Source organism: Marinobacter nauticus, from assembly GCF_003634635.1.
Lineage (GTDB): Bacteria > Pseudomonadota > Gammaproteobacteria > Pseudomonadales > Oleiphilaceae > Marinobacter > Marinobacter nauticus.
The window spans coordinates 41,959-57,723 of sequence record NZ_RBJB01000002.1; the positions used below are offsets into that span (position 1 = coordinate 41,959).

Annotated in this window: 12 protein-coding genes and 1 tRNA gene; 6 read left to right on the top strand and 7 right to left on the bottom strand. The window is 57.1% G+C overall.

All coding sequences use genetic code 11. From position 1 onward, the window contains the following. The first annotated feature begins 25 nt into the window (after nucleotides 1–25). Complete coding sequence (gene pyrF, locus C7436_RS00220; protein WP_121206311.1) at nucleotides 26–736, top strand: orotidine-5'-phosphate decarboxylase; 711 nt, start codon at nucleotides 26–28, stop codon at nucleotides 734–736. 531 nt (nucleotides 737–1,267) lie between these two features. Here pyrF and C7436_RS00225 read toward each other — a convergent pair. Further along, nucleotides 1,268–1,343, bottom strand: a tRNA-Asn gene (locus C7436_RS00225). A gap of 70 nt (nucleotides 1,344–1,413) precedes the next feature. Continuing rightward, a complete protein-coding gene (locus C7436_RS00230) occupies nucleotides 1,414–2,598 on the bottom strand; it encodes a pyridoxal phosphate-dependent aminotransferase (protein ID WP_121206312.1) in 1,185 nt (394 codons plus the stop codon). Nucleotides 2,599–2,791: 193 nt separating this feature from the next. Between C7436_RS00230 and uvrB the strand changes: the two genes are divergently transcribed. Further along, nucleotides 2,792–4,849 carry an excinuclease ABC subunit UvrB gene (uvrB, locus tag C7436_RS00235; protein WP_121206313.1) on the top strand — a complete coding sequence of 686 codons (2,058 nt, stop codon included), beginning with the start codon at nucleotides 2,792–2,794 and terminating at the stop codon, nucleotides 4,847–4,849. On the opposite strand, the gene rimI is transcribed toward uvrB, so the two are convergent. Further along, entirely contained in the window at nucleotides 4,850–5,965 is a 1,116-nt protein-coding gene (gene rimI, locus C7436_RS00240; protein ID WP_121207011.1) for a ribosomal protein S18-alanine N-acetyltransferase, read from the bottom strand. A gap of 202 nt (nucleotides 5,966–6,167) precedes the next feature. Here rimI and C7436_RS00245 point away from each other — a divergent pair, with 202 nt between their 5' ends. Further along, a complete protein-coding gene (locus C7436_RS00245) occupies nucleotides 6,168–7,667 on the top strand; it encodes a RimK family protein (protein WP_121206314.1) in 1,500 nt (499 codons plus the stop codon). Nucleotides 7,668–7,676: 9 nt separating this feature from the next. Here C7436_RS00245 and C7436_RS00250 read toward each other — a convergent pair whose 3' ends face one another. After that, complete coding sequence (locus tag C7436_RS00250) at nucleotides 7,677–8,840, bottom strand: cation diffusion facilitator family transporter (protein WP_121206315.1); 1,164 nt, start codon at nucleotides 8,838–8,840, stop codon at nucleotides 7,677–7,679. A gap of 404 nt (nucleotides 8,841–9,244) precedes the next feature. Between C7436_RS00250 and C7436_RS00255 the strand changes: the two genes are divergently transcribed. After that, entirely contained in the window at nucleotides 9,245–10,267 is a 1,023-nt protein-coding gene (locus C7436_RS00255; protein ID WP_121206316.1) for a quinone-dependent dihydroorotate dehydrogenase, read from the top strand. A gap of 174 nt (nucleotides 10,268–10,441) precedes the next feature. On the opposite strand, the gene rmf is transcribed toward C7436_RS00255, so the two are convergent. Next, the gene (rmf, locus tag C7436_RS00260) at nucleotides 10,442–10,654 is read right to left on the bottom strand and encodes a ribosome modulation factor (protein ID WP_011784548.1); all 213 of its coding nucleotides are present in this window, start codon (nucleotides 10,652–10,654) and stop codon (nucleotides 10,442–10,444) included. 321 nt (nucleotides 10,655–10,975) lie between these two features. On the opposite strand from rmf, the gene rlmKL reads away from it, so the two are divergent. After that, nucleotides 10,976–13,153, top strand: a complete 2,178-nt coding sequence (gene rlmKL / locus C7436_RS00265; RefSeq protein WP_121206317.1) for a bifunctional 23S rRNA (guanine(2069)-N(7))-methyltransferase RlmK/23S rRNA (guanine(2445)-N(2))-methyltransferase RlmL — start codon at nucleotides 10,976–10,978, stop codon at nucleotides 13,151–13,153. Here the strand turns inward: rlmKL and C7436_RS00270 are convergent. Together C7436_RS00270 and C7436_RS00275 are read right to left on the bottom strand one after the other, a co-directional pair. Further along, nucleotides 13,141–13,743, bottom strand: a complete 603-nt coding sequence (locus C7436_RS00270; protein ID WP_121206318.1) for an outer membrane beta-barrel protein — start codon at nucleotides 13,741–13,743, stop codon at nucleotides 13,141–13,143. The genes rlmKL and C7436_RS00270 overlap by 13 nt on opposite strands. A gap of 107 nt (nucleotides 13,744–13,850) precedes the next feature. Further along, nucleotides 13,851–14,333, bottom strand: coding sequence for a hypothetical protein (locus C7436_RS00275; RefSeq protein ID WP_121206319.1), 483 nt, complete (start codon nucleotides 14,331–14,333; stop codon nucleotides 13,851–13,853). A 114-nt stretch (nucleotides 14,334–14,447) separates the two neighbouring features. Between C7436_RS00275 and C7436_RS00280 the strand changes: the two genes are divergently transcribed. Next, nucleotides 14,448–15,737, top strand: a complete 1,290-nt coding sequence (locus tag C7436_RS00280) for a M18 family aminopeptidase (protein WP_022992548.1) — start codon at nucleotides 14,448–14,450, stop codon at nucleotides 15,735–15,737. Nucleotides 15,738–15,765: the final 28 nt, after the last annotated feature.

Sequence of the window (15,765 nt, forward strand, 5' to 3'; positions counted from 1 at the left end):
TACCTTTCTACCCAGGAACCTGAACGTGCAAAACCTGAACGACCCGAAAATCATCGTCGCGCTCGACTTTCCTTCCCAGAATCCCGCCTTGGCCCTGGCAGATCGGCTTGATCCGGCAAAATGCCGCCTGAAAGTGGGCAAGGAACTGTTTACGCGCTCAGGCCCGGATCTGGTAAAAGCGCTCCAGAGTCGCGGGTTTGATATTTTCCTGGATCTGAAATTTCACGATATCCCTAATACCACCTCGGCCGCCGTGGCCGCAGCGGCGGAACTGGGCGTGTGGATGGTGAATGTGCATGCCTCAGGCGGCGAGAAGATGATGGTGGCCTGCCGTGAACGCCTGGAAGCGTTCGGCAATGACCGCCCGCTCCTGATCGCGGTTACCGTGTTGACAAGCATGTCTGACGAGGACCTTGCTGGTATCGGTATAACCAGTTCGGCAGAAGCCCATGTTTCCCGTCTGGCAACCCTGACCAAAAACAGCGGCCTGGATGGCGTCGTCTGCTCCGCTCAGGAAGCCTCGCGTCTGAAAGCGGAGCAGGGCAGTGACTTCCAACTGATCACGCCGGGAATCCGGCCGCTGACCGCCGACAAAGGCGACCAGCAACGCATTATGACCCCGGTTGATGCTCTCAAGGCGGGTTCCGACTACCTCGTCATCGGCCGGCCCATCACCCAGGCGCCGGACCCCTTGGCTGCTTTGGAATCCATTCACGCTGAGGTCGTAGCGGTCTAGGTTTCTCCCCCGTTTCGGGTCCTGTCCCTAGCTTTCCGGTTTGGCGGGTAGGGCACGGACGGGTGTCGCTCCCGAAAACCGCTACAAGCACATCCATGTGCGCTTCTCTCCGGCCATCCATGGCCTCCGACATTTTCGGGAGCGACACCCGTCCGTGCCCACCAGGCGAATGGAGGTGTAGTCTTGGAAAGCTAAAGCAGCGTTCTGGATTTCTTTCAGTGTTGATGGGTAATCCATAGCCTTTTCCAGTTCCGAGATGCCTGATTTCCAATTTCCTATACTTGTGCGCCCTGAATGGTAGGGTGGAATAGCCTTTCCAAAAATTTCGGAGGCCATGGATGGCCGGAGAGAAGCGCACATGGATGTGCTCGTAGCGTTTTTTGGAAAGGCTATTCCACCCTGCCGCTCCACCGGGACATGCAGGTTAGGGCAGGAGACTGATAAGCCACCAAGCCGGCGGGCGATTATACGAATACGAGGTCTAACGAAAAAAGCCCGCTAATTCAGAGAACTAGCGGGCTTTCGAAATAGTGGCTCCCCGAGCTGGGCTCGAACCAGCGACAAACGGATTAACAGTCCGTTGCTCTACCAACTGAGCTATCGGGGAACGTCGTCGTGTGACGAGGCGCGTATATTATGTTGGCCATACCGCCCCGTCAACCCCTCAGCTCAAAATTTTAGCCAAGAGCCTTCTGCAAACGCTCGACCGCCTTCTGCAGGTTATCCATGCTGGTGGCAAAGCTCAGCCGCATGTGCCCCGGGCAGCCAAACGCAGAGCCCGGAACCAGAGCCACGCCGGCCTCGGTCAGCAGCTTCTCGGCGAATTCCACATCGGTGCTCACGCCGTCAGTGGCATCGATTGCACCCTGGAAGCTCGGGAAGACATAAAACGTGCCGTCGCCGTTCAGGCAGTCCACACCAGGCAGCTTGTTCAGGGCCGCTACCAGCCAGTCGTGGCGTTCCCTGAAAGCCTTGACCATCTCGCCCACGCACGCCTGATCTCCATCCAGAGCGGCTGTTGCGGCGGCCTGGGAGATAGAGCAGGGGTTCGAGGTGCTCTGGGACTGGATCTTCTTCATGGCACCGATGATTTTTGCCGGGCCAGCGGCATAGCCGATGCGCCAGCCAGTCATGGAGTAGGCCTTGGAGACACCGTTCAGTACGAAGGTGCGGTCATACAGCTCCGGGCAGGCGTTCAGGATGTTGCAGAACGGCTTGCCAGTCCACAGGATCGGCTCGTACATGTCGTCGGTGGCAATCATGATGTTCGGGTGCTTCTTCAGCACCTCACCAATGGCCTGCAGCTCTTCGATGGTGTATGCCATGCCGCTGGGGTTGGACGGGCTGTTGATCACGAACAGACGGGTGCGCTCGGTAATGGCGCTTTCCAACTGATCCGGAGTGATCTTGAAGCGGGTCTCTGCGGTGGTTTCGATGATCACCGGCTTGCCTTCGGCCACCAATACCATATCCGGGTAGGAAACCCAGTAGGGCGCGGGAATGATGGCCTCGTCACCTTCGTTCAATGTTGCCAGAGCGAGGTTGAAAAAGCTCTGTTTGCCACCACTGCTTACCAGTATCTGGTTGGCTTCGTATTCCAGGCCGTTGTCCCGTTTGAACTTCGCAATAATCGCTTTCTTCAGTGCGGGCGTACCATCCACGGCGGTGTACTTGGTCTGGCCGTTGTTGATGGCGTCGATAGCCGCCTGTTTGATGTGATCGGGGGTGTCGAAGTCAGGCTCGCCAGCACCGAGGCCAATAATGTCCTGGCCGGCCGCACGGAGTTCAGCGGCTTTATTGGTAACTGCGAGGGTTGGGGAAGGCTTGATCGCCTGTACTCGGCTGGAAAGTTGAAGGTCCAAACTTGAGCTCCTTAAAGCTGCGTCTTATTGGGCTGCGATCGGCCGGGCAACTGGAGCCAAAGTTACTGGCTGATTTTTCACCCAGCCGTCGATCGCACAGATGGTATCATGAAGCTGCCAGAACGCTAAATTTCTTGAGGATGCGACGCAAATATTCCGTCGTTTCCGGTGTCCGGAGGTTAAAACGCCAGATATGGCCAACAAAGCATCCAGTGCAAGGGAAGGGGCCTTTCGCGTTGATTCGCCCTACCAACCTGCAGGTGACCAGCCCAAAGCGATTGCGGGACTGGTTGACGGCATTGAATCCGGGCTTGCCCATCAAACCCTGCTCGGGGTAACCGGTTCTGGCAAGACTTTCACCATTGCCAATGTGGTTCAGCAGGTCCAGCGGCCAACCATCATCATGGCCCATAACAAGACCCTGGCGGCGCAGCTCTATGGCGAGTTCAAGGAGTTCTTCCCCGATAACGCGGTGGAGTACTTCGTCTCCTACTACGATTACTACCAGCCGGAGGCCTACGTACCGTCTTCCGATACCTTTATCGAAAAAGACGCCTCCATCAATGAGCACATTGAGCAGATGCGGCTGTCGGCCACCAAGGCTTTGCTGGAGCGCCCGGATGCCATCATTGTCGCGACGGTTTCTTCCATCTACGGTCTGGGTGATCCGCAGTCCTATCTGAAAATGATGCTGCACCTGGACCGGGGTGACCAGATGGATCAACGGTATATCCTGCGCCGGCTGGCGGAACTTCAGTACACCCGCAATGACATCGAGTTCCAACGTGCCAATTATCGGGTTCGGGGCGATGTCATTGATGTCTTCCCGGCAGAATCCGAGAAGGAAGCCATTCGCATCGAACTGTTCGATGATGAAGTGGAGAACCTGAGCTATTTTGACCCGCTTACCGGAGAGGTGCTCAGGCGGGTGCCGCGCGTGACCATTTACCCGAAGTCCCACTATGTCACCCCCCGGCAGACCGTGCTGGATGCGGTCGAGCACATCAAGCAGGAGCTTGATGTTCGGCTGCAGCAGTTGAGGGATAACAACCGGCTGGTGGAAGCTCAGCGGCTGGAGGAGCGTACCCGCTACGACATCGAGATGATGCTGGAGCTCGGTTACTGCAATGGTATCGAGAACTACTCCCGCTATCTCTCCGGGCGTAACCCCGGTGAAGCGCCACCCACGCTGTTTGACTACCTGCCACCCAACGCTTTGCTGGTAGTGGACGAGTCCCACGTGACCATTCCGCAGATTGGCGCCATGTACAAAGGGGACCGGTCCCGTAAGGAAACCCTGGTGGAGTACGGTTTCCGTCTGCCATCAGCACTGGACAACCGCCCCATGCGGTTTGAGGAGTGGGAGCGAATTGCGCCCCAGATGATCTTTGTCTCGGCCACCCCGGGGAATTATGAGGCCGAGCATGCTGGCCAGGTGGTGGAGCAGGTGGTACGACCGACCGGGCTGCTGGACCCGGAGATTGAGGTTCGGCCCGCGTCTACCCAGGTGGATGATTTGCTGTCTGAGATTCACCAGCGCGTCGGGGTGAATGAGCGGGTGCTGGTCACAACGCTTACCAAGCGTATGGCAGAGGATCTGACCGACTTCCTGATGGAGCACGACATCCGAGTGCGTTATCTGCATTCAGATATCGATACCGTGGAGCGAGTTGAGATTATTCGGGATCTGCGGCGGGGCGAGTTTGACGTGCTGGTGGGCATCAACCTGCTCCGGGAGGGGCTGGATATGCCGGAGGTGTCACTGGTGGCAATACTGGATGCGGATAAAGAAGGCTTCCTGCGCTCAGAGCGTTCGCTCATACAGACCATTGGTCGGGCCGCCCGTAACGTGAACGGCAAGGCCATTCTGTATGGCGACAGGATCACCGGTTCCATGCAGCGGGCCATTGATGAGACCGAGCGTCGTCGTGCCAAGCAGATGGCACACAACGAGGAGCATGGTATTACCCCCACCGGTCTGAACAAGAAGATCGCGGATATTATGGAGGGTGCCGCGGGCGGCGGGGGTCGTGGCCGGCGCAAAGCGGAGCGTCCCGGGCAGAAGGCTGCTGAAGAAGCCGAGGATTATCGCGTAAAGGTAGGCAATCGCTCGCCGGAAGATGTCCTCAAGGAAGTGGCGAAACTGGAAGACGAGATGTACAAAGCCGCCGCGGATCTGGATTTCGAAACCGCGGCGCGCCTGCGGGATCAGATTTCGGAACTGAAGGAAGCGGCCCTGCGGACCGGCTGATCAGTGGCGTTTGGGGCCGACAATCACTGCCGCCTGCAGGGGCTGGTTGCGGCCATAGCGCGACATCTTGTCGAATACCCGTCGGTCGATGGGCAGGTATTGCTTGTCGGCCACGGTTTCCCCTTCCTCGGTATCGATTTCCGGGTCATGCAGGTACACGAAATCCTCGTCGATGGCACACACGGTTACCCAGTGCGGCACCCGGCTCCGGTTCAGTTGCCAGGTGCTGATCAGGATGACAGGGATGCGCCCGTCATGCAGGGCCTTCTCCATTGCCTCCAGGGTTAGCGGGTCGTGATGCAGCTGGATTTCAGTCTGCCCGATATCGTGCAGGAACCCCTCGTGCACCAGTTCCAGTACCCGCTTTTTATCTTCGTTGCGGACCGTATCTTTGAACAGCGCGCCTTCCTGACTGATCCAGGCACTGGCCTCGAAGCCCCGGTGCCAGGCAGATAGCGCAAGCCCATGGGGGCCACAACCGCCATGCCCGGCCAGCATGAAGATGGTGGTGGCTTCACGCCAGATTTTCAGCTCCTCCAGCGTGCTTACTGGTTGCTGTTCGTCAAGGGCCGCCATCGCCATGATTAATGCAGACGGACCGCAGGTGAACTCGGTGGTCTGGGGGTAATAGGGCACCGGAAGAAATTCGCGAGAGGGCTCGTAGTAGAGGATCCGCCGCTCGAACCGTAAGGCATCGCCGTGATCTTCGTAGTAGTCCCGGTAGGTGCCAAACTGCCGATATCCCAGCCGACGATACAGGGAAATGGCCCCGATGTTGTCTTCACGCACTTCCAGCCGCATGATGATACGGTCTGCCTCAACCGCTTCCTTCTCCGCCTCACGGACCAGTCTTTCACCCACACCGCGGCTGCGGGCAACGGGTGAGACTGCAATCGAGTAAATCCGAGCCAGCCGGGTGGCTGCATTCATCAGCACCAGGCAGTAGCCCACCAGTTCGCCGTTCAATTCGGCGATAACCAGTCGGTCCCTGGGCATCTCCAGAAAGCGGCGGAAGCTGCGCCGGGATATTCTGTCCTCGGTAAAACAGCGGTTCTCCAGCTGAACGAGGGCATCCAGATCACTGGCATGGGCTTGGCGGAGCATTACATCGGTCATGGTCTGGTAAACCCGGTCAACGAGAAAAAGGTAGCGCCTGGCGGGCACGCTCATTGCCGCTATTATGGTAGACAGATGCCATCCCGTCATAGCAGCGGATGATGCGTAAAAGCACGCATCTTCAGGCGATTGTCTGGCAAGGTGATGGGGCGTATTGTTGCCGGAATTATCAGGCTTTACCTTCAGGGAGGAATGCCGCTTTATGTCCCGATTGCTCATCGTTGTAGACCGCGCCAAAGACTGGGCACCGTACTACCCCAGCGAAGACGTGCTTACCTTCGATCAATACCTTCAGTTTACCGCCCCGGTTAACAGCCGCGTGCGGGTGATAAACCTGTGTCAGAGTGCCAGGTATCTGAGCCGGGGCTACTACTGTTCGTTGCTTGCGGAAGCGCGCGGGCACCACGTGGTGCCATCGGTTATGACACTTAACGACCTGAGCCGGAAGGGACTGTTTTCGCTTGAACTCCAAGAGCTGGACAGCAGTGTCATCCAGTGGCTGGAAAAATCAGCCTCCGAAATCGATCCCGCCACCGATGACCGGGACGCCACCCATGAAGTACGAATCCGAACCTATTTTGGCCAGGCCGAACATCCAGACCTGAAGCCCGTGGCCCGTGCCCTGTTCGAGCGGTTTCCGTGCCCGATTCTGGAAGTGGTGTTCCGTCACCGCAAACAATGGCAGATCGAAACCATGAAGCCGGCGGCACCGGCGGATCTTGACGAGCGTGAGCAGGATTTGTTTGCGGCCGCCCTGGATCGCTTCAGCAGCATGATCTGGCGCAAACCGCGCACCCGTCGCCGCTACCGTTTTGATCTGGCTATGCTGGTGAACCCCGAGGAAGAGTTGCCTCCGAGCGATGAGATGGCCCTGAAGCGTTTTGAGCGTGCCGGCAGAAAGCTGGGAATTAACGTGGAGCGCATTACCCGCCGGGATTACATGCGCCTGCCGGAATATGATGGTCTGTTTATTCGTGAAACCACCGCTATTGATCACCACACCTATCGGTTTGCTCGCAAGGCAGAGGCCGAGGGGATGGTGGTAATTGACGACCCGGTGTCGATTCTGCGTTGCACCAACAAGGTGTTTCTGGCGGACCTGCTGAAAAACAACAAGGTGCCAACACCGAAAACGCTGATCCTTTCAAAGGATCAGAAGGATGCGGTACAGCAGGTGAGTAATGAACTGGGCTTTCCTGTGGTCATCAAAATTCCGGATGGCGCCTTTTCCCGTGGTGTGATCAAAGCCAAGGACGAAAAGGAACTTCGGGCAGGGCTGAAAGACCTGTTCAAACAGTCTGCGTTGGTATTGGCTCAGGAGTACTTCTACACGGATTACGATTGGCGCATTGGTGTGCTTGGCGGCCGGGCCATCTATGCCTGTAAATATCTGATGGTGAAAGGTCACTGGCAGATTTACCAGCACGGTGGTGCCACAGTGGAAAGTGGCGGTTTTGAAACCATGCCCACCTACGAGGTGCCTCGCAATGTCATCCAGGCGGCATTGAATTCGACCCGGTTGATCGGTAATGGGCTTTACGGTGTCGACATCAAACAAGCCGGGAATCGGGTGGCGGTGATTGAAGTGAATGACAACCCGAGTATCGACTCGGGTGTGGAAGACAAGTTCCTGGGCGGAGAGCTGTATACCCTGGTGATGCAGGAATTCCTGTCGCGCATGGAGGAGAACCGGCGCCGTTAAACCGGCGCGTCAGTTGGCAGCGACCCAGACCCGGACGCTGCCAAACCAGGGGTAGTCTGCCAGAACCGCTCGAACCTGTTCCGTGGTCAGGTGTGGCCCGGAATGGTTTTCATCCAGGAAGATTTCCAGGTGGATGCGATTCTTGAGGTAATGAAGCCGGAGCCGGCTTTGCGGTGGTAGCTCGCCCAGCTTCTCTGTCAGCAGGCGACGAAGTGCTTCGCGATCGGGTAGCCCCGGGTCGGTGGCGTGGGGCACTTTTTCATCGTTCTCGGCGTCGATATGGAAGTTGATGTCCCGAATGTTCTCCAGGGCATCCCGCATGCCCGTGACCACCTTCATACCAATCTGATGCCCTTCGGAAACGCTGATTTCCGGGCGAACTACCAGGTGTACGTCCAGCAGGATGTCGTGCCCCATCCGCCGGCTGCGCAGTTCATGAACATTTCGCACGCCATCCGTTTCCAGGGCAATGGTTTTCAACATCCGGGTATCATCTTCGGACAGACCTGTATCGACCAGTTCTTTCACGCTGTCCCAGGTGAATTTCCAGCCGATGTGCACAATGATGGCTGCGATGAGGACGGCGGCTACCACGTCGAGCCAGACGAAACCCAGCATGGCACCGATGGTAGATACCAGAACGACCACTGACGAAAATGCATCGGTACGGCTGTGCCAGGCGTTGGCAATGATCAGGTCTGAGCGGATTTTCATGCCAACATGGCGAGTATAACGGTAGATCCATTCCTTGCCTGCTACCGAGGCCGCGGCCGCTACCAGCACTGGCCAGCCCGGAACCAGCTGCGCTTCACCGGACAGGAGCCTGAGAATGTTCTCCCAGGCCAGGGCCGCGCCCACGGCAATAAGAATGCTGCCCAGTACCAGAGTGCCGAGGGTTTCGATTCGCTGGTGTCCGTAAGGATGGTCCGCATCTGGCTCCTTGCGGGACAGACGCATGACCGCCAGAACCACCCAATCCGATGCCACATCGGTAAAGGAATGGATACCATCCACCAGTAGCGCCTGGGAATTAAAAAGAGTGCCGCCAATGACTTTTATGATGCCCAGAACGGCATCGAGAATCATGCCAATGATCGTGACCCGGGTCGCCGCATGCTTCTCGGATTCGAGATTATTCTGGCGCTGATGGCTGGGTTGATCAGGCTGTTCCATTGGATTCACTCCGGGCTTTTCGCGATGAGGGCAGTATAACGGGAATAAACGTAGAAATGGGTGGAATTAATGGCCTGGCTGTGATCGATTTATGCACATCATGACGAATTGGTTACCCGTTAGCATTTTGTTGCCAAAGCCGTCAAATGTTAATTTTATCTATTTAAGCTATTGATAAATAAAGTGAAAATAACTGATCAAAAAATGATCAATTTGTAGGCTGGCGCAGTTATCAAGGGGTCGGGGCGCTTGCTCGGCAATTTTCAACAGGGTTATCCACAGATTCCGTGGAAAAGCGTCGGGAGGCTATACAGGGCGGGGTTTTCGGGACTAATTGGGGTTTACACAAGATGGTGTGGAAAACTTTCGGTATACTCCTGCCACCCGGAGAAAGGAGTTTGACGATGTACGGCCTTCTGAGAAACCTGCTGTTCCGATTGCCACCGGAGCGGGCCCATAATGTTGCCCTTGGCAGCCTGGATGTTGCTCAAAAACTGGGCATCCTGAATACATTTACCCGACAGCCGGAGCCTTGCCCGGTAAACGTGATGGGCCTGGAATTCCCGAATCCGGTTGGATTGGCTGCTGGGCTGGACAAAAACGCCGACCACATTGATGCTCTTGGTGCTCTCGGTTTCGGGTTTATCGAAGTGGGCACTGTTACGCCTCTGGCACAGCCCGGAAATCCAAAACCTCGAATGTTCCGGTTGCCGGAGCACCAGGCCATCATTAACCGCATGGGGTTCAATAATGAAGGCCTGGAACACCTCATTACCAATGTCCGCCACCGTCGTTACCGGGGCGTACTGGGCATTAATGTCGGCAAGAACAAAGACACCCCGAATGAGCAGTCTGAACAGGACTACCGTAAAGGAATAGCGGCTGTTTACCCCTATGCCGACTACATCACCGTTAATGTATCTTCTCCTAATACGCCGGGCCTCCGGGATCTGCAGTTTGGCGATTCGCTCAAGCAACTTTTGCACGCGATAAAGGAAGAGCAGGCAGCGTGTGAGCAAAAGCATGGCCGCTATGTGCCGGTGGCTGTAAAGATCGCCCCGGATATGGACGAGCAGGGCATTCGCTTTGTGGCTGCTGCATTGCTGGAGGCTGGCCTGGATGGTGTGATTGCCACCAACACCACGATCAGCCGGGAGGCGGTGAAGGGGCACGCTCACGAGCAGGAGGCGGGCGGTCTCAGCGGTGCACCGGTACGGGAAGCGTCTGTGAAAGTGATTCAGGGGCTGTATGCTGAGCTGGGCGATCGGCTGCCGATTATTGGCGTGGGCGGCATCACGGATGGCGACAGTGCGGCAGATAAGATTCGGGCAGGCGCAAAGCTGGTGCAGATCTATACCGGGTTTATTTATCGAGGCCCGTCGTTGATCAACGAAGCTGTGGAAGCAATCCGGAAAGAAATCAGCTGAGGCCAGAAAGAAGGTGGGCCCGCTGAGCGGGCCCTTGCGGGGAATAAACCCCGTAGCGCTTCTTCGCATGGTACGGGGCGGGAGGCCCCGTTTGGGTTGCTCTGGTTACTGCTCTGATTGTGATTTGTGCGTAAAAATTGAAAAAAACAGATCAGGGTTAAACGGGGTTGGCCATTATGTTGCGGTTACGTTGGCCAGTTTATGGATGCCGGAGACGCCGGTCATGCCCTCCCAGTTATCTGTGCGGCCTTCTCGCCACCCGTTCAGCCATTCCTGGCGGACTTCCGGTTGTTCTAACGGGCAGCTGTCTTTGGATTTGCCGGACACGCCAGCGAGATAACCCCGCTTGAATGCACGAGCGTACATGTCTCTCTTCTGTCTTTTCATGCCGTTCCTCACTGATGGATTAACAGAACAAGCGTGTACACATCTGCAGTGACCTTGGCAGTCGGGAGCCTCTCCGGGACAACCCACTATTGCCAGCTCCGGTCAGAGCAGTCAGGATCCTGTTAACGGAGACTTTTATTCGGCCTCCGGAACGACGCGTCAACTACAAGGTAAGACGAACCTCGCGCCGGTGTACACTATTTATTTCATCTATATGGCGCTTCTTTTATATTTTTGTGAAATAACGATGACAGTCGCTAAAAGGCTTTTGCTGCCATTCCGGAAACTTACCGGCCCTATTCAGAAAACCAGGAGTTGATCTTGTCCAAGCATGTCTTTTTCGTAACCTGCCCCAAAGGCGTCGAGTACCTCCTGGCCGATGAATTGAAAGAATTCGGCCTGAACCTTGTGCGGAATGCGCCCGCCGGTGTCTGGGTTGAGGGCGAACTGGAGAGTGGCTATCGGGCCTGCCTGTGGTCCCGTCTGGCGAACAGGGTGATTCTGAATGTGGCGGATGTGGATGCCCGGAGTGCCGACGAGCTTTACGCCGGCGTGGTTGATCTTGACTGGCAGGCCCATATACCTGCGGGAGGAAGCTTCCGGGTAACGTTTCTTGGCCAGAACGAAGCTATCCGGAATACCCAGTTTGGCGCCCAGAAAGTGAAGGACGGCATTGTCGACAGTATCCGGGGTGCGGGTGCACCCAGGCCCTCGGTCGCGCCGAAAGATCAGGATGTCACGGTATCGGCGCGGTTGAACCGGGGCCGGTTGTCGTTGGGAATTGATCTGAGTGGCCACAGCCTTCACATGCGGGGCTACCGAACCGACAAGGGTATCGCACCCTTGAAAGAAAACCTTGCGGCGGCGTTGCTGCTGCGGGCGGGGTGGCCAGAGATTGCCGCCAACGGTGGTGACTTTGTGGACCCGATGTGCGGTTCCGGCACGCTTGTGGTTGAAGCTGCGTTGATGGCGCTGGACATTGCGCCGGGTCGCAAGCAGGAGCGGTTCGGGTTCGAAAAGTGGCCAGGACACCAGCCCGAGCTCTGGCTGTCGCTGCGCCAGGAAGCGGAGCGCCGGGCCCATGAGGGCAAGCAGGGGCGTATTCCTGCCTTCTGCGGCTTCGATCAGGATGGTCGAGTGATTGCGACCGCAGAGAAAAACATCCTGCGAGCTGGCCTGGAAGGTATCGTTCGTGTAGAAGCCAGGCCGATCTCCGAATTCACTCGCAAGAATGACTGGAGCGATACTGGCTTGGTGCTGACCAACCCGCCCTACGGTGAGCGGTTGAGTGAGCGCAAGGAGCTGGCGGCCCTGTACCAGAGCCTTGGAGAGGTTGTGGCCCGGGAGCTTACCGGATGGCGCCTGGGGGTGTTCACCGGTGCGCCGGAGTTCGGAAAATCCCTCGGTTTGCGAAGCTTCAAGCAGTACAAGTTGTTCAATGGCAAGCTGCCGGCGCAGCTATTGCTGTTCGAAGTACAGCCGGAGAATGCCCGCACGCCCCGTGATCCGGCCGCGCCGGGGCAGATTATGCCTCGCATCGCCAACGCCGAACGGGCAGACATGCTGCGTAACCGTCTCAAGAAGAATCTGAAAACGATTGGCCAGTGGGCCAGGAAGCAGAACATTGGCTGTTACCGCCTATACGATGCCGATATGCCGGAATATGCCCTGGCGATCGATATCTACGAGGGGCGGGTACATGTTCAGGAATACCTGGCCCCGAAATCAGTTGACGAAAAGGCAGCCAGAGAGCGCCTTGCCGAAGCCATGGCGGTGATCCCGGAAGTGCTTGAGGTCGCGCCGGAGGATCTGGTGTGCAAGCAACGTCAGCGCCAGACAGGTACCCGGCAATATGAAAAACAGGCGGCGACCGGCGAGTACTTTAACGTGCACGAGCACGGCTGCGCCCTGAAGGTGAACCTGAAAGACTATCTGGATACCGGCCTGTTCCTGGATCATCGCCCGGTACGTTACTGGATCCAGCAACATGCCAGGGGCAAGCGCTTTCTGAACCTGTTCTGTTATACCGGCGCAGCGACCGTGCACGCAGCGGTTGGCGGAGCCAGCCGTTCGATGAGCCTGGACATGTCCAAAACCTACGTCAGTTGGGCGCAGGATAACCTGGCTCTCAACTCGGCGGATCCGCGCAAGCACGTCGTCGAACAGGCAGACTGCCTGGCCTGGCTGGCAGACCGAAAAACCGCGAATCAGACCTTTGATCTGATTTTCATGGACCCGCCCACCTTCTCAAACTCAGCCCGGATGGCTGGCGTTCTCGATATTCAGCGCGATCATGCCGATCTGGTGCGGCAGTGCATGGCACGACTGTCCAGTGATGGCCTGCTGATTTTCTCCAATAACTTCCGTAAGTTCAGGCTGGATGAGGCGCTGGAGTCAGAGTTTGAAGTGAAAGAGGTGAGTGCCAGCACTCTGGACAAGGATTTTCAGCGCAACCCGAAAATCCATCGGTGCTGGCATATCCGGCATCAGAACTCGTAACGGATACCTGAGGAGAACTGGAAGGCATTGGCGCTGGTGTCCGTGTCTTCAAACAGCTTGCCGCCCTCGAAAACCAGGTAGGTGTTATCCATCAGTTCCAGGTCCAGGCCGGCCAGCCAGCTGAAGCTGAAGCTGGTGCTCGGGTAATCGCCCTCGATATCCCGAAACTGGGCATTGGCGTCGGCATCCCGGTTGTCGAGGGTTGCCTCCCCGCTGACATGGGTAAAGCCAGCCTGGGCATAGACATTGCCAAGCTCACCGATGGGGTAGTGCAGGCCCATGTACCAGCTGCCGAAGTAGTCGACGGCCAGGCTCAGGTCGCCACGGGAAATCTCGGCGTCTGCCAAGCCGCCCCCCAGCCTCACCTCTGCATGAATCAGGTCGCTCAGGTGGCCGCCAATCACCAGTGTCGCTGCCTGGCCCCAGCCATCCTCGTCGGATTGCCCGATGGAGCGGTGTTCAATGGCTGTCGCCAACAGTCCGACATAGTGTTTATCGGAGCGAGGGGTCTCCTGGCCAAAGGCGGCGCAAGAAAACAGGCCAAGCGCTATCAGGCTGGATGTGAGGAAACGGGGTGTGACCTTGTTCATTATTATCAGGCTTCCTGTCAGTAACGGTACTGACGCCCGATTCTGCCTTGTGTAACGCAATGTTACGCGGACTCATGTCACAGTTCCCCGTGATCAGGCGCCGGACCTCAATCCTCCAGGTAGCCTTCCTCACGGGCCAGCAACAGCAGGGAATATACGCCGTTTTCCGGCAGCTGCGGTTCAAGCCCTTCATCAAAGAGCAACTGCCGGCGGCGGTCTTCCAGTGCTTCGCTGTTCAGGCCGGTAATCAGCTCGGAAATGGGGGCGATTTCAAACGGGGCCTCCTGGCGAACGGCACTGAAGATCAGGTCTATCAGGATTTCGTCCGGATCCAGTCCATCCACGTATACGGTCTGGTCCGGCAGATCCTCGTGTAGCTCCCTGGCCAGTTCCAGCAGGGGTACCCCCTGTTCTTCCAGATACAGCAGGTCTACATCGCCCAGGTCGCCATCTTCGGGCAACCAGGCATCCTCCGGTGCAATTACCACGGTTTTCATCTGGCCGTCTGCAAGGGACCAGGCGATGGCCGTGGGAAACAGGGCGTCGTCGGTCTGGCAGTATTCGATATCCAGAAAGCGGGGTAGTGACACAGTGAACTCCGGAATCTTCGGTGAGTGCTTATGGCGGTGCGCAGCGTACCCGGTAGGAGCCGGCGCGGCTTCATGCCATACTGTAGCCGCCATTATCATGCAATCAGGAAGATCATGGAACACACTGAATTCAATAAAGACTTGATTGAGTTTTTGAATGCCTCGCCGACTCCGTGGCATGCGGTCAATACCATGAAAACGCGTCTTGAAGCAGCGGGATTTCAACCGCTGGACGAGCGCGAAGAATGGTCGTTGCAGCCAGGGCAGGGCTACTACGTAACCCGTAATGGCTCGTCTATTGTTGCCTTTCGTACCGGCACCAAGGATGTGGTCAGTTCCGGCATCCGGATGGTGGGAGCCCATACCGACAGCCCCTGCCTGAAGGTCAAACCGAACCCTGAGATTCGCCGCAAGGGCTTTTTCCAGTTGGGTGTGGAAGTGTATGGGGGCGTATTGCTGAACCCCTGGTTTGACCGGGATCTTTCTTTGGCCGGCCGTGTGACGGTATTGGACGACAACGGCAAAGTACGGGACACCCTGGTGAATTTCCGCAAGCCAGTGGCGATCATTCCGAGCCTGGCCATCCATCTGGACCGGGAGGCGAACAGCAGTCGCACCGTTAATGCCCAGACTGATCTTCCGCCGGTGGTTATGCAGGTGCCGGAAACCGATACCACCACCTTTGCCGAGTTGCTGAAACAGCAGATTGCCAAAGAATCCGGGCTGCAGACCAGCAAGATTCTGGGCTATGAACTGAGTTTTTACGATGCACAGGGTGCAGCTCTGGTGGGGCTGCGTGAAGAGTTCCTGGCCTCCGCACGGCTCGATAATCTGCTCAGTTGTTATATCGGCCTGCAGGCCCTGCTGGAAACCTCTGGTGACGAGCCGGCACTACTGGTCTGCAATGACCATGAGGAAGTGGGCAGTATGTCCGCCGAAGGTGCCCAGGGGCCGTTTCTCACGGCGGTGCTGGACCGCTGGTGTGGCGCCGGGAAAAGCCGTGCCATTGCTCGTTCCATGATGATTTCTGCGGATAACGCCCACGGTATTCATCCAAACTACGCAGACCGACATGATGAGAATCATGGGCCATTGTTGAATCAGGGGCCGGTCATCAAGGTAAACCACAATCAGCGTTACGCCACCAACAGTCGTTCCGCCGCCCTCTATCGCCACATCAGCGATGAACTGGGGTTGCCGCACCAGACATTTGTGGTGCGCAGTGACATGGGGTGTGGCAGCACGATCGGGCCGTTGACCGCGGGAAATCTTGGCGTGACCACGCTGGATATCGGCGTACCCCAGTTTGCCATGCACTCGATTCGTGAAATGATCGGTACACGGGATGGTTATACGCTGTTCCAGGTGTTGCGGGAGTTCATGCAGCGGGCCGAGGTTTTCTGAGGCCCAAAAGAAAAGGCCGCTGATATCT